The sequence below is a fragment of the Paraburkholderia sp. genome, assembly GCF_004298475.1.
In the GTDB taxonomy this organism is placed as follows: domain Bacteria; phylum Pseudomonadota; class Gammaproteobacteria; order Burkholderiales; family Burkholderiaceae; genus Paraburkholderia; species Paraburkholderia denitrificans.
Genome location: NZ_SCRP01000005.1, coordinates 1 through 21,371, shown reverse-complemented (window position 1 = coordinate 21,371; position 21,371 = coordinate 1). Strand labels below are relative to the sequence as shown.

Annotated in this window: 22 protein-coding genes, 1 tRNA gene and 1 pseudogene; 15 read left to right on the top strand and 9 right to left on the bottom strand. The window is 63.7% G+C overall.

The annotated features are described in order from the left end of the window. From EPN59_RS02820 to EPN59_RS02800, 5 genes are all read left to right on the top strand, one after another. A partial coding sequence (locus EPN59_RS02820) for an AMP-binding protein (protein WP_293039711.1) occupies positions 1-892 on the top strand: 892 nt, incomplete at its 5' end. Between the two features lie 215 nt (positions 893-1,107). After that, positions 1,108-1,413 (top strand): DUF4212 domain-containing protein, encoded by a 306-nt coding sequence (locus tag EPN59_RS02815; protein ID WP_363928534.1) that lies wholly within the window; start codon positions 1,108-1,110, stop codon positions 1,411-1,413. Continuing rightward, a complete protein-coding gene (locus EPN59_RS02810; protein WP_293039706.1) occupies positions 1,410-3,428 on the top strand; it encodes a sodium:solute symporter family protein in 2,019 nt (672 codons plus the stop codon). Before EPN59_RS02815 ends, EPN59_RS02810 begins: the two co-directional genes overlap by 4 nt. A gap of 103 nt (positions 3,429-3,531) precedes the next feature. Continuing rightward, positions 3,532-3,777, top strand: coding sequence for a hypothetical protein (locus EPN59_RS02805; protein WP_293039704.1), 246 nt, complete (start codon positions 3,532-3,534; stop codon positions 3,775-3,777). A gap of 117 nt (positions 3,778-3,894) precedes the next feature. Continuing rightward, entirely contained in the window at positions 3,895-4,251 is a 357-nt protein-coding gene (locus tag EPN59_RS02800; protein ID WP_293039701.1) for a hypothetical protein, read from the top strand. Between the two features lie 576 nt (positions 4,252-4,827). On the opposite strand, the gene EPN59_RS02795 is transcribed toward EPN59_RS02800, so the two are convergent. Both EPN59_RS02795 and EPN59_RS02790 read right to left on the bottom strand, forming a co-directional pair. Then, positions 4,828-4,918: transfer RNA gene (locus tag EPN59_RS02795), tRNA-Ser, on the bottom strand. Between the two features lie 237 nt (positions 4,919-5,155). Next, positions 5,156-5,572, bottom strand: coding sequence for an HIT family protein (locus EPN59_RS02790; protein WP_293039698.1), 417 nt, complete (start codon positions 5,570-5,572; stop codon positions 5,156-5,158). 166 nt (positions 5,573-5,738) lie between these two features. On the opposite strand from EPN59_RS02790, the gene cfa reads away from it, so the two are divergent. Then, entirely contained in the window at positions 5,739-6,908 is a 1,170-nt protein-coding gene (gene cfa, locus EPN59_RS02785) for a cyclopropane fatty acyl phospholipid synthase (RefSeq protein ID WP_293039695.1), read from the top strand. A gap of 97 nt (positions 6,909-7,005) precedes the next feature. Here the strand turns inward: cfa and crcB are convergent, their stop codons facing one another. Further along, positions 7,006-7,386, bottom strand: coding sequence for a fluoride efflux transporter CrcB (gene crcB, locus EPN59_RS02780; RefSeq protein ID WP_293039714.1), 381 nt, complete (start codon positions 7,384-7,386; stop codon positions 7,006-7,008). A 415-nt stretch (positions 7,387-7,801) separates the two neighbouring features. Here crcB and EPN59_RS02775 point away from each other — a divergent pair, with 415 nt between their 5' ends. From EPN59_RS02775 to EPN59_RS02760, 4 genes and pseudogenes are all read left to right on the top strand, one after another. Continuing rightward, the gene (locus tag EPN59_RS02775; RefSeq protein ID WP_293039692.1) at positions 7,802-8,545 is read left to right on the top strand and encodes a (Fe-S)-binding protein; all 744 of its coding nucleotides are present in this window, start codon (positions 7,802-7,804) and stop codon (positions 8,543-8,545) included. Then, a complete protein-coding gene (locus EPN59_RS02770; RefSeq protein WP_293045504.1) occupies positions 8,542-9,936 on the top strand; it encodes a lactate utilization protein B in 1,395 nt (464 codons plus the stop codon). The genes EPN59_RS02775 and EPN59_RS02770 overlap by 4 nt, the downstream gene beginning before the upstream one ends. Then, a complete protein-coding gene (locus EPN59_RS02765) occupies positions 9,923-10,510 on the top strand; it encodes an LUD domain-containing protein (RefSeq protein WP_293039686.1) in 588 nt (195 codons plus the stop codon). The genes EPN59_RS02770 and EPN59_RS02765 overlap by 14 nt, the downstream gene beginning before the upstream one ends. 75 nt (positions 10,511-10,585) lie before the next feature. After that, a pseudogene (locus EPN59_RS02760) lies at positions 10,586-10,864 on the top strand (hypothetical protein); the annotation flags it as partial. Between the two features lie 236 nt (positions 10,865-11,100). Here the strand turns inward: EPN59_RS02760 and EPN59_RS02755 are convergent. From EPN59_RS02755 to EPN59_RS02745, 3 genes are all read right to left on the bottom strand, one after another. Beyond that, entirely contained in the window at positions 11,101-12,498 is a 1,398-nt protein-coding gene (locus tag EPN59_RS02755; protein ID WP_293039684.1) for an NYN domain-containing protein, read from the bottom strand. A 227-nt stretch (positions 12,499-12,725) separates the two neighbouring features. Next, a complete protein-coding gene (locus EPN59_RS02750) occupies positions 12,726-13,718 on the bottom strand; it encodes a ferritin-like domain-containing protein (protein ID WP_293039682.1) in 993 nt (330 codons plus the stop codon). A 145-nt stretch (positions 13,719-13,863) separates the two neighbouring features. Next, the gene (locus EPN59_RS02745; protein WP_293039680.1) at positions 13,864-14,481 is read right to left on the bottom strand and encodes a LysE/ArgO family amino acid transporter; all 618 of its coding nucleotides are present in this window, start codon (positions 14,479-14,481) and stop codon (positions 13,864-13,866) included. Positions 14,482-14,579: 98 nt separating this feature from the next. On the opposite strand from EPN59_RS02745, the gene EPN59_RS02740 reads away from it, so the two are divergent. Both EPN59_RS02740 and EPN59_RS02735 read left to right on the top strand, forming a co-directional pair. After that, positions 14,580-15,488 carry a LysR family transcriptional regulator ArgP gene (locus EPN59_RS02740; protein WP_293039678.1) on the top strand — a complete coding sequence of 303 codons (909 nt, stop codon included), beginning with the start codon at positions 14,580-14,582 and terminating at the stop codon, positions 15,486-15,488. A gap of 810 nt (positions 15,489-16,298) precedes the next feature. Then, on the top strand, positions 16,299-16,763 hold the full coding sequence (locus tag EPN59_RS02735) for a DUF3331 domain-containing protein (RefSeq protein ID WP_293045501.1): 465 nt from the start codon (positions 16,299-16,301) through the stop codon (positions 16,761-16,763). Between the two features lie 176 nt (positions 16,764-16,939). Here the strand turns inward: EPN59_RS02735 and EPN59_RS02730 are convergent, their stop codons facing one another. Continuing rightward, on the bottom strand, positions 16,940-18,202 hold the full coding sequence (locus tag EPN59_RS02730) for an MFS transporter (RefSeq protein WP_293039674.1): 1,263 nt from the start codon (positions 18,200-18,202) through the stop codon (positions 16,940-16,942). Next, positions 18,199-19,170, bottom strand: coding sequence for a PRC-barrel domain-containing protein (locus EPN59_RS02725; protein ID WP_293045498.1), 972 nt, complete (start codon positions 19,168-19,170; stop codon positions 18,199-18,201). Before EPN59_RS02725 ends, EPN59_RS02730 begins: the two co-directional genes overlap by 4 nt. A 181-nt stretch (positions 19,171-19,351) precedes the next feature. Here EPN59_RS02725 and EPN59_RS02720 point away from each other — a divergent pair, with 181 nt between their 5' ends. From EPN59_RS02720 to EPN59_RS02710, 3 genes are read left to right on the top strand one after another with little or no spacing between them, the layout of a single operon-like run. Further along, positions 19,352-19,807: a metalloregulator ArsR/SmtB family transcription factor gene (locus EPN59_RS02720; protein ID WP_293045495.1), complete on the top strand. Its 456-nt coding sequence runs from the start codon at positions 19,352-19,354 to the stop codon at positions 19,805-19,807. Next, complete coding sequence (locus EPN59_RS02715; RefSeq protein ID WP_363928532.1) at positions 19,807-20,151, top strand: SRPBCC family protein; 345 nt, start codon at positions 19,807-19,809, stop codon at positions 20,149-20,151. Before EPN59_RS02720 ends, EPN59_RS02715 begins: the two co-directional genes overlap by 1 nt. Positions 20,152-20,190: 39 nt before the next feature. Next, on the top strand, positions 20,191-20,943 hold the full coding sequence (locus EPN59_RS02710) for a thioredoxin family protein (protein ID WP_293040916.1): 753 nt from the start codon (positions 20,191-20,193) through the stop codon (positions 20,941-20,943). 25 nt (positions 20,944-20,968) lie between these two features. Here the strand turns inward: EPN59_RS02710 and EPN59_RS02705 are convergent, their stop codons facing one another. Next, positions 20,969-21,151: a hypothetical protein gene (locus tag EPN59_RS02705; RefSeq protein WP_293040914.1), complete on the bottom strand. Its 183-nt coding sequence runs from the start codon at positions 21,149-21,151 to the stop codon at positions 20,969-20,971. Positions 21,152-21,371: the final 220 nt, after the last annotated feature.

Genomic DNA, 21,371 nt, shown 5'->3' with positions numbered 1-21,371 from the left:
CACGGCGATCCGCTCGCTGATCAAGGCATCGGAAGCCGATGCGAAGGTGCATCCGAAGAGCTACGACCTCTCGTCGCTGCGCATTCTCGGCTCGGTCGGCGAGCCGATCAATCCGGAAGCATGGATGTGGTACTACGAGAACGTGGGCGGCGCGCGCTGCCCGGTCGTCGACACGTGGTGGCAGACCGAGACGGGCGGCCACATGATCACGCCGCTGCCGGGCGCGACGCCGCTGGTGCCGGGTTCGTGCACGCTGCCGCTGCCGGGCATTATGGCGGCAATCGTCGACGAAACGGGCCAGGACGTGCCGAACGGGCAGGGCGGCATCCTGGTGGTGAAGCGTCCGTGGCCGGCGATGATCCGCAACGTGTGGGGCAATCCGGAACGTTACCGCACCGGTTATTTCCCCGAGGAACTGGGCGGACGGCTCTACCTGGCGGGCGATGGCAGCGTGCGCGACAAGGAGACGGGCTACTTCACGATCATGGGCCGCATCGACGACGTGCTGAACGTTTCGGGGCACCGTCTGGGCACGATGGAGATCGAGTCGGCGCTGGTGGCGAATCCGCTGGTGGCCGAAGCTGCGGTGGTGGGCCGCCCGGACGACACGACGGGTGAAGCGGTGGTGGCGTTCGTGGTGCTCAAGGGCGCGCGTCCGCACGACGCCGACGCGGTGAAACTCGCCAACGATCTGCGTGCGTGGGTGGCCAGGGAGATCGGACCGATCGCCAAGCCGCGCGACATCCGCTTCGGTGAGAATCTGCCGAAGACGCGCTCGGGCAAGATCATGCGGCGCCTGCTGCGTTCGCTTGCGAAGGGCGAAGCGATCACGCAGGACGTATCGACGCTTGAAAATCCGGCGATCCTCGATCAGCTCGGCGAGTCGCTTTAAGGCTCCAAGGCAGTAAGCGTATAAGCCTGTAAGCGATTCCAGGCGGTTTGCATCAACCTCCACCGGCAGCGCGGCGCCTTTGACAAGCGCCGCGCTGCCCGTCTATAGCGGTCGATCCCGATTGCCGGTCATGCGCGTTTTTGTTAAACAGGCGCATGGCTGCGCAACAGACCTCATCCGCGAATAATATCAATCCCGTCCCTGAGCCCCCGTCGGTGAGCGAGGCGATGGCGCTCGCGCATCGGCGCTACTGGCGCTTCAACCTGACGGCGATTGCCGCGCTCATGACGGTCGGCTTCCTCGTCTCCTTCGTCGTGCCGCTCTATGCGCGCGAACTCGATAACGTGCATTTCGCGGGCTTCAGCCTGCCGTTCTTTCTCGGCGCGCAAGGGGCCATCATCATGTACGTGCTGCTTATCGGCGTCTATATCGTGCTGATGCAGTACGCCGACAGCGTGCTGCAAGCCGCGCGCGAAGCCGACCAGGCGATCAGAGAGGCCAGCCAGGCGCAGCAACGATGAAGCTTGCGCACCGGCTGCTCCGATCGTATGCGTTCTATACGCTCGGCTTTCTCGCGTTCGTGTACCTGATGTGGCGCATCGAACTGACGACCGGGCCCGGCATGTGGATCGGCTACGTCTTCCTGTTCGTGCCGATCGCGGTCTACGCCGTGATCGGACTGCTTTCGCGCACATCCGATCTCGTCGAATACTACGTCGCCGGGCGGCGCGTACCGTCGTTCTTCAACGGCATGGCGACCGCCGCGGACTGGCTCTCGGCCGCGTCGTTCATCGGCCTTGCGGGCTCGCTCTATGCAAGCGGCTACGACGGGCTGGCCTACATGATGGGCTGGACCGGCGGCTATTGCCTTACCGCGTTCCTCCTCGCGCCCTATGTGCGCAAGCTTGCGCGCTATACGATCGCCGACTTTCTCGGCACGCGTTTTTCGAGCAACCTCGTGCGTGGGCTGGCGGTGCTCGCGACGATCATCTGCTCGTTCGTCTATCTCGTCGCGCAAATTCAGGGCGTGGGGCTCATTGCGATGCGCTTCATCGGCGTGGACTTCGCCATCGGCATTTTCTGCGGGCTTGCGGGCATCCTCGTGTGCTCGTTTCTCGGCGGCATGCGCGCGGTGACGTGGACGCAGGTTGCGCAGTACATCATCCTCATCTCGGCGATCCTGATTCCGGTTTCGATGATCGCGCATCGCGACGGCCTGGGATGGCTGCCGCAATTGAACTACGGGCATCTGATGCAACGCATGGAAACGCTCGAGGGCAACGTGCGCGACGACGGCGCGGAACAACGCGTGCGCGAAGCATTCCAGAGCCGTGCAGCGCTATGGCAGTCGCGGATCGATGCGCTGCCCCAGTCGTACGTCGACGAGAAAGCGCGCCTCACCACGACGCTCGACGATCTGCGCCGCCGCAACGGACCGCTGCGCGACATCGACTCGCTCGAGCGCCAGCTTGCGTCGTTCCCGCACGACGCCGAAGCGGCGCGCGTCGTGTGGACGCAAGCGCGCGACGACCTGCTGGCGCGCGCGGCGACGCCCGTGCCGATGCGTGAGCCGTTCCCCGCCGCCGACGAAGCGGCGCGACGCATCCACAAACGCAATTTCCTCTCGCTGCTGCTGTGCCTGTCGCTCGGCACGGCGAGCCTGCCGCACATCCTGACGCGCTACAACACGACGACGTCGGTCGGGTCGGCGCGGCGCTCCGTGGGATGGACGCTCTTTTTTGTCGCGCTGTTCTATCTGACCGTGCCGGCGCTCGCGGTGCTGATCAAGTACGAGATCCTCGGGCATCTGGTGGGGCGGCACTTCGACGACCTGCCGCATTGGGTGATGCAGTGGCGGCGCGTCGAGCCCTTTCTCATCAATATCGCGGACGTGAACGGCGACGGCATCGTGCACTGGGGCGATATCAACATGCAGCCGGACATGGTGGTGCTCGCGGCGCCGGAGATCGCGGGGCTGCCGTATGTGATGTCGGGACTCATTGCAGCGGGTGCGCTGGCTGCGGCGCTTTCGACTGCGGATGGCCTGCTGCTCACGATCTCGAACGTGCTTTCGCACGACGTGTATTACCACATGATCGACCCTGAAGCGTCGAGCCAGTTGCGCGTGACGATGTCGAAGATCCTGCTGCTGGGCGTGGCGCTGTTTGCTTCGTGGGTGGCGTCGCTCAACACGGGAAATATCCTGTTCCTCGTGGGCGCTGCGTTTTCGCTGGCGGCGTCGAGTCTTTTTCCGGTGCTGGTGCTGGGCGTGTTCTGGAAACGCACTACGCGGCTGGGCGCGGTGGCGGGGATGATTGCGGGGCTCGGGGTGTGCGTCTACTACATCGTGGCGACGTATCCGTTCTTCACGGAACTGACCGGCTTCGAGGGCGGCCGCTGGTTCGGCATCGAGCCGATCAGCTCTGGCGTATTCGGCGTGCCTGCGGGATTTCTCGTGGCGATTGCAGTGAGCCTGCTGGATCGGCGGCCGGATGCCTATACGGTTGCGCTGGTGGACTATATTCGTCACCCGTGATGTGTGCGGGGCGCGTTGCACGGCCTATTCCCTGCGATCCCCTTTCTCCTGCATTTGTCGCATTCCTCCTGAAGTTCGGCAAACGTTTGTCGACAACCCGGTAATGGAAGAACAAAAAGAGGATTTCTCCAGCAAGGGAGGAGAGTGGACGATGGTTCGGATTATCGAAGCATGCGTGTCTGTGATTCGCCGTGCGCAGGGCAAGAAGAATCCAGACGAAGTTCAATTCGGAACGCCGGAGTGGCACCAGGTTGCCGACGAGTTCGTGCGTGATGTCTATCGCGGCCTTGGCGGCGACCCGAACGAATCTGCTGAAGAAGACAATTCGTGGTTCGGCGTCGGCGGGTAACCTGCTGCGAAAATCCCGAACGTTTTACCAAGCCGGAGAAAACACGGATCGCTCATGCTCGTCTTCGATTGAAGCTTTGAGGCCGTGCTAGGATCGGCTCACTGGAAGGAGGTCAGCATGGCCAGAGTTGAGTTGCAAATCCTCGAGTTCACCTTTTCCCCGCCGGGCCTTGATAAAGGGCCGGCGAAATACCACGCAATGGTCGTTTGCGGCTCCATGCCATCTGTGGTGCTCACCCGGCTCGGGTCGAAAATTCGTCCGATCGGCTTCGATGTCCAGCGGAACGTGGCTATCGAAAAGGCCTTTAAGGACGGGGAAGCGATAGTTCGAGCCGCAATCGGCCAGGCGCTGCGCGACGGTCTGTTCAATAACCATCCCGATGTGGCTGTCTATCTGGACGTCGATGCTCCGGATTGGGATGGAAATCTGAAGCACATTCACAAACATACGAGTTCGCCCGGCGAGTTTCGATAGGCGGTTTGGGCTCGTTGGCGCAATGGTTGCGCGAGCAATCGCCATCGATCGTGCATTGCGTCCAGTGGCTAACAGTCGGCTGTATCCCGTGGTACGGCTCGACGCGCCGCCCGTGCGCGTGAAGAGGCAGAGGAGGGGCGCACCTATCTGCGTTGATAGGTGCAAGCTGCCGAGCCGCGCACTAATCTCGACGTGAGAGTCCTCCCGGCTCTCTGGTCTCCTCAGCTCAAGGCCCGCGCTGCGCGCGGGCTTTTTTCTGCTCACACGGAATCGCGTGCCGCGATGACCTTAACCCGCGATCCCGGAGAAGGAATAGCGATGGCTGCTGGTATGTCGCGGAACGGGTCGCAATGCGCCCGCGGACCCATGCACAGCCAACGCGCGCATTCCGCTGCGCCAGATCCCTTGACCGCCGCATCGCTTCCGCAAGACTCCGTGCCCGGTAGAGGAAACGGGCATGCCAATCGCTCGAAAAACCAGCGGCCGATCAAAGCACAGTGATGCGCTTTACACGTATGGGCAAAAGTGTGGGAATTTTGAGGCGTCGCCCGCGAACCCTTGATGGGCGGGGCCGAGTGGCGGAGAGAGGGGGATTCGAACCCCCGATAGGTTATTAACCTATACACGCTTTCCAGGCGTGCGACTTAAACCGCTCATCCATCTCTCCGGTGGGATGCGGATTATAGCAGAATCCGGAATTCTGGTGGAATGGGGCGGGGCCGTGGGGAGCGACCGATCCGCGTCAGCGCGGCGTTTCCTGGCGCGTACCCGTTCGAAGCGTGAGCGTGCCATGCGCTACACGCGCCGCCAGCGACGTTCGTGCGGTCACCTGACATTAGATCGACCGCGCCCCGGCTAGATCGACAACACATCGAAGAGGCGTGAAGCAGCCCGCAAGACTAGATCAAAGCGCCGCGCGAATGCGCTCGGCAATGGCCTCGAGTTTTGCCATGTCGGCCATCTCACGTGCGTGTGCACGCAACGGCTCGTTTTCACGCCGCGGAATCACATGGAAATGGACGTGCGGCACAGTCTGCCCGGCCGCTGCGCCGTTGAACTGTGCGATCAGCAATCCCTCGGGTGCGAGTGCAGTGCGCACCGCAGCCGCTACGTGCTGCACCATCGCCAGTGCCGCAGCACCTGCCTCTGCGGGGAGATCGTAAATCTGCTCGGCGGGCGCCTTCGGCAGAACCAGTACGTGGCCGTCTGCCTGGGGCATCACGTCCATGATCGCGAGCGTCGTCTCGTTCTCGCACACCTTGATACAGGGTGCATCGCCGCGCAGGATGCGCGCAAAGATGTTGTTCGGGTCGTAAGCCATGATTTTCTCGGATAACGCGTGCACCGGCGCGTGCGGGATGGGTTGCCAACTGTCCATTATGGTCCACGCATGAGGCGCCTGGCGGCCTTCCTGCAGCTTTTTTCGGTACGGTGCATCATAAGGGTTCGCAGCGAGCGCTACGAAGCATGTCTTGACTGGAGCACCTATGGCAACGACTGACCTCGAAGCAGCACCTTCCGCCCACGAGGCCACCGGTTCCTCGGCCTGGCGGGTCGTCGCCGATCTGCTGGCACATGCCGATGTGAAGCTCAACGGAACGCGCGAGTGGGATCTGCGCGTGCATGACCCGCACATGCCCGAAAGGGTGCTCGCGCTGGGCAATCTCGGCCTTGGCGAGGCCTATATGGACGGTCAGTGGGACTGCGACCGGCTCGACGAATTCTTTGCCCGCGCGCTGCGCGCGCATGTGGACGAAAAAATCGACCCCGCGCGGCTCGTTCTCCACGCGCTCAAGGCGCGTCTCATGAATCGCCAGACTGTGCGCCGCGCCTGGAAGGTGGGGCAACAGCACTACGATCTCGGCAACGCGTTCTACGAATCCATGCTGGACCGCCGCATGACCTATACGTGCGGCTACTGGTCGGGCGGCGCGAAGACGCTCGACGAGGCACAGGAAGCGAAGCTCGACATGATCTGCCGCAAGCTCGGTCTCCAGCCGGGCATGCGTCTGCTCGACATCGGCTGCGGCTGGGGTAGCCTCATGCGCTTTGCGGCGGAGCACTACGGCGTGGCGTGTGTGGGCGTGACGATTTCGAAGGAGCAGGCCGCGTTCGGCTCCGAGCGCTGCAAGGGCCTGCCGGTGGAGTTTCGTTTGCAGGATTACCGTCTGCTCGACGAGCGCTTCGACCGCATCGCGAGCGTGGGCATGTTCGAGCATGTCGGCCCGAAGAACTACCGCACGTACATGGAAGTCGCGCACCGCTGTCTCGTGGACGACGGTCTCTTCCTGTTGCACACGATCGGCAAGAATCGTCGCGAGACGACACCCGATCCGTGGGTCGACAAATACATTTTCCCGAACGGCGAGCTACCGGCGATCAGCCAGATCTCGGATGCTTCGGGCGGCCTGTTCGTCACCGAAGACCTGCACAATTTCGGCGCCGATTACGATCGCACGCTGATGGCCTGGCACGCGAACTTCGAGGCTGCGTGGCCGCGGTTCGAGGCGCAAATGGGGCAGCGTTTCCGCCGCATGTGGCGTTACTACCTGCTGTCGTGCGCAGGCGCGTTCCGCGCGCGCGACATCCAGCTCTGGCAGTGGGTGTTCTCGAAGGGCGGCCTTCCCGGCGGCTACCGGCGGCCTGCGCTGGCCTGAACCCGACCTGAACCTGATCTGAATCTGACCTGAACATTGCCCGCCGCAGCCGCTATGGGCGGTTGCCGGTCCAGTCTGGATCAAGACGAAAAACGTCTTAACGCATCACGGCGGCGACGGTTGCGATGCCGAGGATCGTCATCACGAGCGAGGAGCAAACGTGGATCGCGATCTCACCGAGCGCCCAGCCGTAACGTCCCTGCTGGAGGTGTGATACGACTTCGGCGGAGAACGTCGAGAACGTCGAGAGTCCGCCCATGAGACCCGTAATGATGAAGAGGCGCCAGTCGGGCGACAGGTTCGGCACGCGCGCAAAGAACGCGACAGCGACGCCGACGATGTAGCCCGCAATCACGTTGGATGCGAGCGTGCCGAGCGGCAGGTAAGGAAACACGGCGTTCAGGCGCAGGCTGAGCATCCAGCGCACGAGCGACCCGAGCGCTCCGCCGATGCCGACCGAGAGAATGGACAGATACATGATGTCGAGAGGTAGAAGGCGCAACGAAGGCCTGCGCCGGGCAGGCCTTCGTATCGAGCATGGAGTTTAGCATCGTGTCCGGCGCGCCTTGCACCGTGGATTGCACCGCGCACATTAATGCCATTTGCACTGCAAATAAAAATCACAAACAAATCGAACTGTAATCAACGCCGTCTTCATCAACCAGGTGTTATTGCGCACGCAGCAGAATCTTCCGCAGATTCCGGATCACATGAATACCCGTATGAACATTTAATGCGCGCATGTCACAGCATTTGCCGTAACGTCTGAGCGAATGTCTTTCCCGTTTGACGCGCCGCGGCATGACGCGCCGTGGCGTGCCGGTAAGGGGGCTGGAGTCCCGATGCGGATCGGCAGTAGAATGGCCGCGTCCACTCACGATGGCAGCCTGCGCATGAAAGTCGCTCTCTTCATTCCGTGCTTCATCGATGTGTTCTACCCCGAGGTGGCAATCGCCACGCTCGAATTGCTGGAGCGGGTCGGCTGCGAAGTCGACTATCCGCCTGACCAGACCTGCTGCGGCCAGCCCATGGCCAACGCCGGCGCGCAGGCCGAGGCCGCTGGTGCCGAGCGTATATTCGCGCGCAACTTTCTCGGCTACGACCATATCGTCGCGCCATCGGCGAGTTGCGTGAATCACGTGCGCGACCATCTCACCGCGATTGAACAGACCGACGAGGTGCGCCGGATGCGCGCGTCGACGTGGGAGCTGGTCGAATTTCTCCATGATGTGCTCCGCGTGCGCGAATTTCCGTGGGCCGAATTCCCCTGGCGGGTCGGGCTGCACAATAGTTGCAGCGCGCTGCGTCACCTGAATGAAGCGTCCGTGTCGGAGGTGGCTGGCGAGCCGTTCTCCAAGCCGCTCGCGCTGCTGCGGGGCGTGAAGGGCATCGAGTTCGTGAAGCCGACGCGCCCGGACGAATGCTGCGGTTTCGGCGGCACGTTTGCGGTGACCGAGGAAGCCGTTTCGGTGCGTATGGGGCAGGACAAGGTTGTCGACCACATCGGCGCGGGCGCGCAATACATCGTTTCGGGCGACATGTCGTGCCTCATGCATCAGCAAGGCTGCGCCGAGCGCATGAATGCCGACGTGCGATTTATCCACATCGCGCAGGTGCTCAACGGAGCCCGGGAATGAAACGCATCGAACACGCGAAGCTCGCAGGCGATTTCCTCACGCACCCGGAGCACGTCGAATTCCACGACAAGCGGCTTTGGGATCTGCGCATGAAACGCGACGTGCAGGCTCACGCGATTGCCGAATGGGAAACACTGCGCACGCTTGCCTCAGGGATCAAGGCGCACACGCTCTCGCACCTTGCCGACTATCTCGACCAGTTTTCGAAAAACGCCGAAGCCAACGGCGTGCAGGTCCATTGGGCCGACACCGCCGAGGAGCACAACGAGATCGTGTACCGTCTGCTCAGCGAGCGCGGCATGACGGGCCTCGTAAAGAGCAAGTCGATGCTGACCGACGAATGCGAGTTGCGCCCGTATCTGGAATCGCGCGGCGTTTCGGTGATGGAAACCGATCTCGGCGAACGCATCCAGCAGCTCGACCAGCAGCCGCCGAGCCATATCGTCGTGCCTGCCGTTCACAAGTTGCGCGGCGATGTGGCCGAAGTGTTCAGCCGCACGATCGGCACCGATCCGCACAACAGCGACATTCATTACCTCGCGGAAAGTCAGCGCATGAACACGCGGCCATGGTTCGTGCGCGAGAAGACGGCGGGCATGACCGGCTGCAACTTTGCCGTGGCGGAGACCGGCACGGTCGTCGTGTGCACGAACGAGGGCAACGCGGATCTCTCGGCGAATATGACGCCGTTGCACATCGTCTCAATGGGCATCGAAAAGCTGATTCCGCGGATCTCGGATCTTGGCGTCTTTATCCGCATGCTGTCGCGCAGCGCGCTCGGCTCGCCGATCACCCAATACACGTCGCACTTTCGCGCGCCGCGTGAAGGCGCACAACTGCATTTCGTCATCGTCGACCACGGCCGTTCGGAGCGGCTCGCCATGCCGGAGTTCTGGTATTCGCTCAAGTGCATCCGCTGCGGCGCGTGTATGAATACCTGCCCGGTTTACCGGCGCAGCGGCGGGCTTTCTTATGGGAGCACGTATGCAGGGCCGATTGGCGCGATCATCAATCCGACCTTCGATCTGCAGCGTTTCAGCGCGTTGCCGTTCGCTTCGACGCTCAACGGCAGTTGCACCAACGTCTGCCCTGTGAAGATCAATATTCACGAGCAGATTTACCAATGGCGCCAGGTGATTGCCGCGCAACACGAGGTGCCGTTCGTCAAGCAGGAAGTGCTCAAGATGGCGGCGCGGCTGATGTCGAGCCCGACGCTTTATCGCGCGGCAACCCGATCGATTGACGGCGCGTTGCGCCGTCTGCCGCACTTCGTGCTGTATAACCCGCTGAACATTTGGGGACGGCAGCGGGATCTGCCGCAGGCGCCCAACACGACGTTCCATGCCTGGTACAAAAAGAACCGCAAGGGAGGCAGCCGTGGCGAATCGTGAAGCGTTCCTTGCGCGCGTGCGCGCCGCGCAGCCCGCCCCGCTCGATTTGCCCGAGGTGCCGCTGTTCGACACGCCCGCTGGCGATCTGCGCGAGCGCTTCGTGGCCGCGCTCAAGCTCATGGGCGGCCGTGGAGCCGAGGCTGCGTCGGGCGAGGCAGTGGTTGCGCTGATCCGCGAACGCTTCGGCGTGCGCGCCGAGATCGCGTCGGCGGTGCCGGAAGTGCCAGGCACGCGCGATATCGCGGCGGCTACCGTACCCGCGTCGCTCGAAGATGTCGACGTGGGTGTTGTGCGTGCACGCTTCGGCGTGGCGGAGACGGGTTCTGTATGGCTGAGCGAGCGCGAGTACGTTGTGAACGCGCTTGGCTATATCGTGCAGCATCTGATCGTGCTGCTCGATCCGGCCCAGATCGTCGCGGGCCTTCAGGACGCGTACCGGCGCGACGATTTTCGCGGCGCGCGTTTCGCGGCGCTCGTGACAGGGCCGTCCGCCACCGCGGATATCGAGGGCGTGCTGATTCAGGGCGCGCAAGGCGTGCGCTCGCTTACGGTGGTGTGGCTGCCGCAGTCCTGATGGCATCGTCGCGCCCGCGTGCGCGATTGCGCTAGACTCCCGCGTCTACATCGTGTTCGGAATGAGGAGATGCCGATGCTGCGCAAGACTCTTAACGCGTCTCGGCTGCAGGAAGAAGTGAGCCGTCGACTGCACAAGCTGCAGGAAGCGATTGACGACGGCGTGAAGTTCGTCGTGCCGCGCCCGCAGCTTCAGCCTGCGGATCGTACCGGCTGCAACTGGACAATGAAGCACTTTGGCAATGCGGCCGGATTCGAATCGGGCATCGCCAGCGTGCTCGCGAAAGTGCAGGCGGAATACAACCTGGCGACCGACGACGAAGAAATGCCCGCGTGGACCGGCGATCCGTTCGGCGGATCGAAGCGGGCGGGCGATGCGAATCCGTTTGGTGAGGCCGCGGGTCCGGCGAAAGCAGGAAATCCGTTCGGCGATCCGAAGCCTGCGAAGCAGGGCGATCCGTTCGGTGGCGGTGACTCGACCGATGCTGCGCCGAAACGCTCCGGCAATCCCTTTGGTGACGAATAAAGCGCGACGATTGAAGCAAGGAATGACGCGCGCCGCCGTGGTGGCTGGCGCGCGTCGTTTTGCGATCAGCTTTCGTCGGTTGTGGCCTTGGTGCGCGTGCGACGGGCTCGGGACGGAGCTTTCTTCGCTGCGGGCGCTTGCTCGGCGTCCGCGGAAGATGGCGTGTCGCTGGCCGGTTGCGCTTTGGCGGTCTTGCGCGCGGTGCTCTTGCGCGAAGCCGTCTTGCGGGCACGGCGCGGGGCGGCGGCCGCTTCCTCGACGCTTTCCGCTTTCGCCGTTATATCCGCTGCCGCTGCAATCTTCATGTTCGCGGCAGGCGCGGCTTCCGGCTCGGCAGGCGCCGCAGCGTGCGGCGCATCGCCCACGGGCAGGGTGGCGTGTTCGGCGTGAACGTGTTCCGTTTCGCTCGCGTGCGCGCCTGCATGATCGTGAAGCGCCACAACGGGCGTTTCGGCCAAGGCTTCGCGACTCTCGTCGCCGCTTGCTGCTTCCCGGACGTTACGCCGCCCCTTGCCGCGGCCTTTGCCTCGTCCGCGCGATTCCTCGCTGCGCGGGGCCGCGACTTCGCTGGCGGGAATCGCTGCTGGCGCAGCGGCAACCGGCGCGGCTACGGCGCTGGCGGACGGGCTCGTGCGCGAGACAAATGCGCCTGATTTCTCGTCGCGGCCCACTTCGAGCAGCCCGCGCGCTTGCGCTTCATCGAGCAGGTTGCCGAATGCGCGAAAGCCATAGCGTGTTTCATTGAAGTCGGGGCGACGCCGCTTGATTGCGCTCTTCAATACCGATGCCCAGATCTTGCCGCTGTCGCCTCGCTCGAGCACGAGCGCATCGAGCGTTTCGACGGCCAGCGCAATCGCCTTCGATTTGCGTTCCTCCGACTTGCGCTCTTCCGTATCCGCCTTCGGCTGGCGCTCCTCACCGGCGGGGCGTTTCGCGCCCGCGCCGATGTCGCGCTTCGCACCGCCGCGCGACGATTCGCGTTCAAGCTCGCGAACCAGATCGTCGTAGAAAATAAACTCGTCGCAGTTCGCGACGAGCAGATCGGATGTCGAATTCTTCACGCCTACGCCAATCACCTTCTTCGCGTTCTCGCGCAGCTTCGAGACGAGCGGCGAGAAGTCGGAGTCGCCGCTCACGATCACGAACGTATCGACGTGCGACTTCGTATAGCAGAGATCGAGTGCATCCACGACAAGGCGAATATCCGCGGAATTCTTGCCCGACTGCCGTACGTGCGGAATTTCGATCAGTTCGAAACTCGCTTCGTGCATCGACGCCTTGAAGCCTTTGTAGCGTTCCCAGTCGCAATACGCTTTCTTCACGACGATGCTGCCCTTGAGCAAGAGCCGTTCGAGCACGGGCTTGATATCGAAGCGGTCGATTTTCGCGTCGCGCACGCCAAGCGCGACGTTCTCGAAATCGCAGAACACCGCCATGCTGACGTTTTCTTGAGGGGAGGCCATGTGGTTTGATCGTTCCATCTACAGTTTGTAGCGCACATGATAGCCTCTCCCGCGAGCGCGGGACGTAATTGCAGACGTGGCGCGCGTCGTCCATGGCAGGTGCATCTCTCGCGCTCATCTGTCGATGCAGGCCACGGCCACGCGCGTCTGAGCGCTCGTATCGAACTTGCGTGCAAAACCCACGCAAAGATTCACGCGTGAACGAACGTGAACAACGGGACGGAACTTTAGCGGCGTTTCTTGCGCATGAACCGTAACGCAAAGCGGACGAGATTTGGCGTCGTGCGCGGACGCTGCAGGCGCGGGTCGTAACCGGCGAAGCGCCGGTCGTTCTCGGCAAGACACAGACGCATCACTTCAGCCGTATCGATATCGACATCCGTTACCGACTGCGCACCGTTCATCGTGAATTTTTTATCGTGCCGGTGTTCGTTGCCGTCGGCATCCATTGCGCGCGCAAGGCCGATGCGCTCCCACCCGAGATAGACCCACACGGCAGCCACTTTCAGTTCGAAGCGAATGCGCCGCCACCCTGATAACCTCGCGCGATGCCCCGCGACCCAGTTCGCGAACAGAAGGATGTGGCGGCACTCTTCCTGCATGACGGGCTCGAACGTATCGATGAGTTCGGGCGGAAAGAGTCCCGATTGCCGTGCGACCTCGAAGAGTCCGAACGCGAAGAAACTGTCGACGCATTCGCTGTAGCCCGTCACGAGATAGGCCCATTCGACGTCCCTCGGATAGACGTACGGCGGCTCACTCGCGAGTTCGATGCCGTATGCCGCCACCAGGCGCGACAGCACTTCCTTGTGGCGGTTTTCTTCCCATGCGTTGAGTGCAAGCGCGTCGCGCACGTCGGCGTCGTCGAGTTGCGCGGCGTAGGCGGCCATGCGCAACCGGGCCTTGCCCTCGGTCTGTACCGCAACATCCCAGATCGGCAATTCGACGATCCGCTTGAGCGCCTCCGGTGTGAGCTTCGGCCACTCGATCACGGACGGGCGATACGGATTAAAGGTTTCGCGAAACATGCGGCACATCTCGTGCCGATGCGTGTCGGATCCAGGCGTGAGGGGACCGCTCGCGGCGCTCATCCAGTGGCGCGTATTGCGGTCGGCGGCGTCGAGCGCCGAGCGGTCCGGCTGCTCGCGCGGCAGCTCCGGCGCAACGAAGCCAGGAATCATTTGCGCCGCATCGAAGGCGTCCAGCAACTGATCACTCATCGCGAATGTTCCCGGTCGAATGCACAGTGCTGCGATTCTGGCACGGTTTCGCTATGCTCGCGCCGAGTCAGGACACGGCGGCGCAGGTGGGTTGCGCGTGCGTGCTATTCACGCACCGCACCCATTCGTCACGACAGAAGCGTTTTCAGCGCAACTGCATGAAGGCAATCAGCAGCACCATGCCGCCGATCGCGCCGTCGAGCACACGCCACGCGCTTGCGCGGCGAAAGAGCGGCGCGAGTGCACGCGCGCCGTAGCCGAGCGCGATGAACCACACGGCGCTCACGCACATGGCGCCGATCGCGAACGCGAGCCGGCTGCCTTCGGCTTCGCGCGCGCCTGCCGTGCCGATCAGGAGAAACGTGTCGAGATAGACGTGCGGATTGAGCCACGTGAACGCGAGCGTCATCAATACGATCGGCCACGTGCGCTGCTCGGGCACCGACGCGGCAGGCGCGGCGTCGAGCACCGCGTGGCCGGGGCGCACCGCGCGCCGCAGCGCGCCGATGCCGAACCACACGAGCCACGCGAGCCCGGCGTAGAGCACGAGGTGCACGAAGGTCGGATAGCGCGCGACGAGCACCGAAGCGCCGCCCACGCCCGCGCCGATCAGCAGGAAGTCCGAGAGCGTGCAGAGCACGACGATCTTGCCGACGTGCGAGCGCAGGATGCCCTGGCGCAGCACGAAGGCGTTCTGCGCGCCGATGGTGACGATCAGGGAGGCGCACAGCGCTGCGCCATGCGAGAAAGCGAGCCAGCTCATGATGGATGTGGTTGGACAGAGTCGGGAAACGGCGCTAGTGTGCCGTCTGCGGCAACATAAGAAAAGTTGATTTCGTTAAACCCGATTAAGGAACGCTAATGCTCGACTATGCGTTGCTCGATGCACTGGCCGCCGTGGTGCGGCACGGTTCGTTCGACCGCGCGGCCGGCGCGCTCAATGTCACGCCTTCGGCGGTCTCCCAGCGGGTGAAACTGCTCGAGGAGCGTGTCGGCACGGTGCTGGTCAAGCGCGGCCAGCCGTGCGTCGCCACGGCATCGGGCGCGCTCCTGTGCCGTCACACCGAACGCGTGCAACTGCTCGAAGCGGAACTGGGCGGCGCAATGCCCACGTTCACCGGCGCGCTCGACGGCTCGCGGCCCACGTTGCGTGTCGCGGTCAACGACGACAGCGTGGGCACCTGGTTCATCGACGCCGTCGCGGCTTTCTGTGGCGAGCACGGCATGCTGCTCGACCTCGTGATCGACGACCAGGATCACACCGCGCAGCGCATGCGCGACGGGAGCGTGCAGGGCGCAGTCACCACCCAGGCCGAACCTGTGCAGGGCTGCCGTTCGACGCGCCTTGGCCGGATGCGCTATCTCGCCGTGTGCTCACCGGCATTTTTCGAGCGTTATTTTGCTCAGGGTGTCGCACGTGACGCGCTGCGGCGCGCGCCTTGCATCGAGTTCAATCCGAAAGACGAGCTTCAGAAGCGCTTTATCCGCCGCATCACGCGCGCACAGGTTGATGCGCCGCGCCATTGGATTCCGCACGTTGCGGGTTTTCTGCGCTGCTGCGTGAACGGTCTCGGCTGGGGAATGTGTCCCGAGCGCATGATCGCGCCGCACCTCGCGCGCGGCGAACTCGTCGAACTCGTGCCGGGCCGCACGCTCGACGTGGAGCTTTACTGGCAGAGCTGGCGGCTTTCGATTGGCTGGCTCGACGACTTCGGCGCGATGCTGCAGCGCCGCTCGGCCGAATTCCTCGATCAAGGGCGCGGAGGCTAGCGCCGCCGCCGCCGTCACCACCGCCATATGGCAATGGCGTACAACGGCGCGCAACGGCGTGCGCCTGCGCTAAACCGGAGTAATACGTGCTTGTTTAGCTGCCGTCAAATTGTCGAACTATTCCCGAGTGCGACATTCTCCGTTCTGGTGCAATCGTGGTGCCGTTGCATACCACAAAAGCGCTAAAAATCAATTCATTTCAGATTAATGATTCTTCGAATAGCGGATAGCCGCGGAATCGGCTTCTGCAAGTCCCGCACCGCGCAGGACGGCAATTTCTTGTCATTTTCCCTGATGTTTAATATATGAAGCACGTGGCGCATCGGTTGTTATCTGATTATTGAATTTCATTGTTCGGTCATCGTTGGACGTGACTATTCGGGTAGCCGGGAACGGTGCGCGAGAGGCCGAAGACGGCTGCCTGACACGGCCTGTCGCGATGGAATCCGGCGCGGGACGGGCGGCTCGGCGTGCGGTTGCGCGGGTTCGCATACCGGCTGCAGAGCGTCAAAACTTGAGAGCGATTCAGAACAATTCGGAACGATCAGCAGGTTATTTTTTCCGGTTTGCCAATGCCGAACCTCGACAAATCGGAAAAAAGGTAGCGAAGGTAAAGAAACAATGGTTGTCTCTATGTGGCCGGGATTGAAAGCTGGCTGCCTTATTTTTTGCATTTCGGATTATCGTGTGAAAATTCCGCTTTCTCTGTGGATTGTCAGAGGGACACGCTATAATCCCAACGTGGTAGCTTGTTTATTCTACCGGCATATTTGAATCGTTTCCGCATGCACGAGGTGCATTATGACGACATTGGATACCGGCAGCGCATGGCAGCAAACCATTGACCTACTGTCTGCAGCCTCCGAGCCCGTGAGCTTCACGGCGGATCTCGAGGGGAGCAGAATCTGCAAACCGGTACCGGTCACACGCAGCGCTTCGGAGGCGGCCAACCGGCGCCGCGCCACCGTGCGTTCGTGGGATGCGCAAGGTATTACCCTGATTCGGCGTCACGACTCGGATTGCATCACCGTGTGCTGGAGCGACGCCACCTATGGGCGTTACTCCGACCAGCTCTGGCGCGTTTGTACCGCACGGCGCAGTTCGGTCTGCGCGCTCACCGGCGAGAAAATCCGCCGCGGCGACGCCGTGTTCCGGCCCAGTCCCAATCGCCGTCATCGTCCGGCCAATGCGGACGCAATGATTCTCGCGAGCAAGATCGAAAATCTGTCCAACGGCGCGTTGGCAGCCCGTCTCGACGAAGCACTGGCGGCCTGAGCTTCGCGGTTGTCGCGCGCGGATTTGCAGGGACCGTGGGGGCGTAGGGGCGTTCAGCGAGTGCGAACGCCGCGCCTTCCGTCATTGCAATTCAGATCCGCCCACCATGCAAAACGGGCGCAGCGGCCAGTTCTGGCGGCTGCGCCCGTTTATCCCTCTGCGTCAGGCGACGTAGCTCAGGCTTTCACATCGCCGGTTTGCTCTTCTTCGAGCGCGTCGCGCGTCTCCGGCATGGCGAGCCACACGAGCAGCACGGACACCGCGCCCGCCGCCGCGAGGCCGACGAAGCTGACCGTATTGCCGAAGTGATCGGCGATGAAGCCCGCGAGCGCCGTCGACAGCGTCGCGCCAATGCCCGCCGAAAGCCCGAACAGCCCGATACAGAGGTTGTAGCGCCCCTTGCCTCCGGCGACGTCGGCGGCAATGAGCGGCAGCATCACGCCGAACACCGCTGCGGAAATCCCGTCGAGCATCTGCACCGGCACGAGGAGGTACGGATTGCCGACGCCCGCGAACAGCAGCGCGCGGACGGGCAGCGCGGAAAAGCCGAGGATCAGCACCGGCCTGCGGCCCCAGTGCTGCGCGGTGCGGCCCACCCACGGCGACATCAGCGCGACGATGGCCTGCGGCACGATGATGCAGGCCGCAATCACGAGCTGCACGTTATCGCCCATGCCGGCCGTCACTTCGCCCGCCGCGAGATTGAGCATCGCGGCGTTCGAGAGGTGAAACAGCACGACGCAGGCCGCGAACGTCAGCATGCGCCGGTCGCGCAGCAGATCGAAGATGGTTTCGCGTGAGGGGGCGGGCGCGGGGCCGGTTGTGGGACCCCCGGTGGGCCGTGCGACGCCGCCTGCGCTGTGCCTGTCGTATTCGATCATGGCCAGCGCGACGAGGGCGGGCAGCGCGAGCGCGGCGGTCAGCCAGAACACGGAACGCGGCGAGACGTACTCGCCGGTGAGCCCCATGAGCCCGGCGGCCACGGCGCTGCCGATCGACGCCCAGCGTGCGTTGCGCCCGAGCCGGTCGCCCAGGTTCTGGCGGCCCACCAGCGCAAGCGCGAGCGCGGCCATGGCCGGCACGAGCATGCAGCTTGCGAAGCCGTGGAAGATCTCGGCGGCGATGACGGGCGCGACGGTCGGGCTCGTCGCCAGGAGCGCCGCCGACAGGATGATCGCGGCGATGGCCCAGGCGGCGGCGGCTTTCTTGTTGCGCATGGCGTCGACGGCCGCGCCGCCAGGCACCTGGCTCACCATCGCGCTGATCGTGCCCACCGAGAGCACGAGACCGATCTCGCCCTGAGTCCACTTGTGCGAAGCAAGATACGACGCGATGAACGGGCCGAACCCGGTCTGCACGTTCGCAACGAAGAAGTTCAGCCAGTCGAGCGCCCGTAAGCTTCGCGCGCTTGCCATCGAACGCAGTTGGGTCCCCGTCATTTGGCACCGCGCGAGTTAAATGCCGGGGACCCGGCGGCGAACGGCTTCACCGCACGCACGGGCTGGTCGGCGGCGTAGCGCGGCGAAGCGTCCAGCTGCTGGTCGGTCATTTCGAGTTCGGCACGCAGCGCGTGGTTTTTCGTGACGAAGTGCAACGCCGACCACTCGGCGGCAATCGTTTGGCGCGACTCCAGCGTGCCGCTCACATCGAGCACAACCGCAAGCGGGCCTGCTGCGGCGTCGAGCAGGACGTCCACCACGCGGCCCACTTTCGCGCCGTTGGCGCGCTCGATGGTTGCATCGAGAATCGGCAGGCGTGTGGGACTGGGTTCATTGAAGGCGGGTTGCTGCGCCCCGCGGCCCGACTTGGGCACGATGGGCACCGGTGCCTGGCCCGGGCCGAGCGCGAGCGTGATCGCAGGCGTCTTCGGCTGGGTGTTCACGCGCACGGCGCTCCACGGAAACACGGCCTTGCGGTCGCCGACGCCCATGAATCCCTGCAGGTTCACGATCATCTGGAGCGGCCTGCCGCCCGGTCCGGCGATCAGATCGACTGCGCGGCCCACCACTTTCCCATCGGTTTTCTGCACTTCGCTGTCGAGCAGCGTGCGGTACGTGCCGCGTTCGAGCACGCGCGTGGTGACGAGCGGCGCAGGCGCGGGTGCGGGCGGCGTGCTCGGCGGCGCGGGCGGCGGCGGAGCAGGGCGGCGGCGCCGGATCGGCGGGACGTGCGGCTTCTTCGGCGCAGCTTTGGCTTCGGAGGCGATTTCTGGTTCGCTCGCCACCTCCGGCGCGGACGCGACCTCCGGCTCGCTCGCAACCGGCTCCGGCTCGCTTGCGGCGACGGGCGGAGGCGTCTCGACAGGTGCAGGCGAGCGGAACAGGCCGCAGCCCGAGAGGGCGAGCGCAAGCAACAGGGGGAGGGTGCGCCGGAGGTCGAAAGCCGGACGTGCGAAACCACCTCTCATCAACGGGAACTCCTTGGAGCAGCCGGCGCAGCGTGCGCGGCGGGGGAAAGCGGGTCGGGTGCGTGAGAGTTTAACCTGCGCGGGCGAACACGCCGTGTCATGTCGGGAACCTGCTTTGCTTGCCTTACGTGCGTGTTTCGTCGCGCGCGTGTTCGTGCTTGACTTCGCCCGCCGGTTTTCTATGCTTAACCGCATGGTTAAGCATGAAGACGAGACCCTGGATCGCACCTTCGCGGCGCTATCCGACCCTACGCGGCGCGCGTTGCTCGCGCGCCTTGCCCAGCAGCGCGAGCTTTCGGTGAGCGCGCTGGCTGAGCCATTCGCGATGTCGCTGCCCGCCGTGATGAAGCACCTCGACGTCCTCGCCGAGGCCGGCCTCGTCACGCGCGAAAAGACGGGGCGCACGGTTGCGTGCCGCCTCGCCGCGGGGCCGATGGAGGATGCGATGCAATGGCTTGCGCGGTATCAGCATTTCTGGAACGAACAGCTCGACCGCCTTGCGGCTTTCGTGGAGGACGAAACATGTCAGCCAACCCCGACGCTGGCCTCGCCAGCGGCCCCGCTCTCACGCTCCGGCGCCGCCTCAACGCCAGCGCCGCGAAGGTCTACGCGGCGTGGACGCAGCCGTCGCAACTGATGCAGTGGATGCGCCCGTACGAGACCACCTGTGTCCACGCCGAAGCGGACGTGCGCGTGGGCGGGCGTTTTCGCGTGATCATGCGCGCGCCCGATGGTGAAGACCATGACGTGAGCGGCCAGTATCTGGAAGTGGTGCCGGACACAAGGCTCGTGTTCACCTGGGCGTGGCGCAGCACGCCCGAGCGCGAATCGCTTGTGACTGTGATGCTGCGCGCCGAAGGCAACGCGACGGAATTGACGCTCAGGCACGAGCGCTTCTTCGACGAAACCACGCGCGACGCGCATGAAGGCGGCTGGTCGAGCGCGCTCGATCATCTGGTGGAGCAGTTCCGCCGTCCGTGACGGCGGCGGCATGGGACGACGCATACGGAGGATCCGACGATGCTATCGCACAAGATTGTTTCGCAGGACGAATGGATGGCGGCGCGCAAGGCGCTGCTCGCCGAAGAGAAGGCCTTTACGCATGCGCGCGACGCACTGGCGGCGAAGCGCGAGGCGCTGCCGTGGGTGAGGGTGGAGAAGCTCTACACGTTCGGCACGCCGCAGGGGCTGCGCACGCTCGCGGACCTGTTCGGCCCGCGCAGCCAGCTGATCGTCTATCACTTCATGCTGGGCCCGGACTGGGAAGAGGGCTGCGTGGGCTGTTCGTTCCTCTCCGATCACGTCGACGGCGTGCTGCCGCATCTCGAGCATCACGACGTGTCGTACGTGGCCATTTCGCGCGCGCCGCTCGCGAAGATCGAGGCCTTCAAAAAGCGCATGGGATGGCGCTTTCCGTGGGTGTCGTCGAACGGCAGCGACTTCAACTTCGACTATCACGTATCGTTCAGCGAAGCCGATAAGGCACGCGGCAAGGCGCTCTACAACTACGAAGAGCAGGACTACATGAGCGACGAGCTGCCCGGCGTGAGCGCGTTCTACCGCGACGAAGCGGGCAACGTCTATCACACGTATTCGGCGTATGCGCGCGGTGTGGAAATGCTGCTCGGCGCCTACGCGCTGCTGGAGTTTGCGCCGAAGGGACGCAACGAAGAGCACGACATGCGCGACTGGGTGCGCCATCACGACCGCTACGAGAATGCCTCGCAAGGCGCATGCTGTGCGCATGAGCAGAAGACGCAGGGCGAGGCGTGAGCGCTTTGCTGGAGTGAAGCGGCGGCTAGAACGACATCTCGAACGCCGGCCGCAGCAGCACTTCGATCGCCATGACGATGAGTCCCATTGCGCCTGCGGCGAGCGTCAGCGTGCCGTATTCGTCGTGGCGCATGTCGTAGAGGCACGCGACGATGAACAGGATGGCGAGCAGATTCGTCAGCCAGTAGAAGTTCAGCGCGAGGAGCATGGGGGTATCCGTAACGCGGCGCAGATCGTGTCGGAGGTGGCGGAAACGGCGGCAATTCTATAGAACCGAGCTTACGGATACGCAACAGCGAAGTGGCGCGGCCCTGGGGAACAACGCGGACTAGACGACACAAGCACGACACAAGCACGACACAAGCACGACACAAGCACGACACAAGCACGACACAAGCACGACACAAGCACGACACAAGCACGACACA

Excerpts from the sequence above, each read along its gene's own strand:
- EPN59_RS02810 (WP_293039706.1), top strand. The coding sequence starts at position 1,410 with ATGAAGCTTGCGCACCGGCTGCTCCGATCGTATGCGTTCTATACGCTC.
- EPN59_RS02805 (WP_293039704.1), top strand. The coding sequence starts at position 3,532 with ATGGAAGAACAAAAAGAGGATTTCTCCAGCAAGGGAGGAGAGTGGACG.
- EPN59_RS02800 (WP_293039701.1), top strand. The coding sequence starts at position 3,895 with ATGGCCAGAGTTGAGTTGCAAATCCTCGAGTTCACCTTTTCCCCGCCG.
- EPN59_RS02790 (WP_293039698.1), bottom strand. The coding sequence starts at position 5,572 with ATGGCTTACGACCCGAACAACATCTTTGCGCGCATCCTGCGCGGCGAT.
- cfa (WP_293039695.1), top strand. The coding sequence starts at position 5,739 with ATGGCAACGACTGACCTCGAAGCAGCACCTTCCGCCCACGAGGCCACC.
- crcB (WP_293039714.1), bottom strand. The coding sequence starts at position 7,386 with ATGTATCTGTCCATTCTCTCGGTCGGCATCGGCGGAGCGCTCGGGTCG.
- EPN59_RS02775 (WP_293039692.1), top strand. The coding sequence starts at position 7,802 with ATGAAAGTCGCTCTCTTCATTCCGTGCTTCATCGATGTGTTCTACCCC.
- EPN59_RS02770 (WP_293045504.1), top strand. The coding sequence starts at position 8,542 with ATGAAACGCATCGAACACGCGAAGCTCGCAGGCGATTTCCTCACGCAC.
- EPN59_RS02755 (WP_293039684.1), bottom strand. The coding sequence starts at position 12,498 with ATGGCCTCCCCTCAAGAAAACGTCAGCATGGCGGTGTTCTGCGATTTC.
- EPN59_RS02750 (WP_293039682.1), bottom strand. The coding sequence starts at position 13,718 with ATGAGTGATCAGTTGCTGGACGCCTTCGATGCGGCGCAAATGATTCCT.
- EPN59_RS02745 (WP_293039680.1), bottom strand. The coding sequence starts at position 14,481 with ATGAGCTGGCTCGCTTTCTCGCATGGCGCAGCGCTGTGCGCCTCCCTG.
- EPN59_RS02740 (WP_293039678.1), top strand. The coding sequence starts at position 14,580 with ATGCTCGACTATGCGTTGCTCGATGCACTGGCCGCCGTGGTGCGGCAC.
- EPN59_RS02730 (WP_293039674.1), bottom strand. The coding sequence starts at position 18,202 with ATGACGGGGACCCAACTGCGTTCGATGGCAAGCGCGCGAAGCTTACGG.
- EPN59_RS02725 (WP_293045498.1), bottom strand. The coding sequence starts at position 19,170 with ATGAGAGGTGGTTTCGCACGTCCGGCTTTCGACCTCCGGCGCACCCTC.
- EPN59_RS02720 (WP_293045495.1), top strand. The coding sequence starts at position 19,352 with ATGCTTAACCGCATGGTTAAGCATGAAGACGAGACCCTGGATCGCACC.
- EPN59_RS02715 (WP_363928532.1), top strand. The coding sequence starts at position 19,807 with ATGCAGTGGATGCGCCCGTACGAGACCACCTGTGTCCACGCCGAAGCG.
- EPN59_RS02710 (WP_293040916.1), top strand. The coding sequence starts at position 20,191 with ATGCTATCGCACAAGATTGTTTCGCAGGACGAATGGATGGCGGCGCGC.
- EPN59_RS02705 (WP_293040914.1), bottom strand. The coding sequence starts at position 21,151 with ATGCTCCTCGCGCTGAACTTCTACTGGCTGACGAATCTGCTCGCCATC.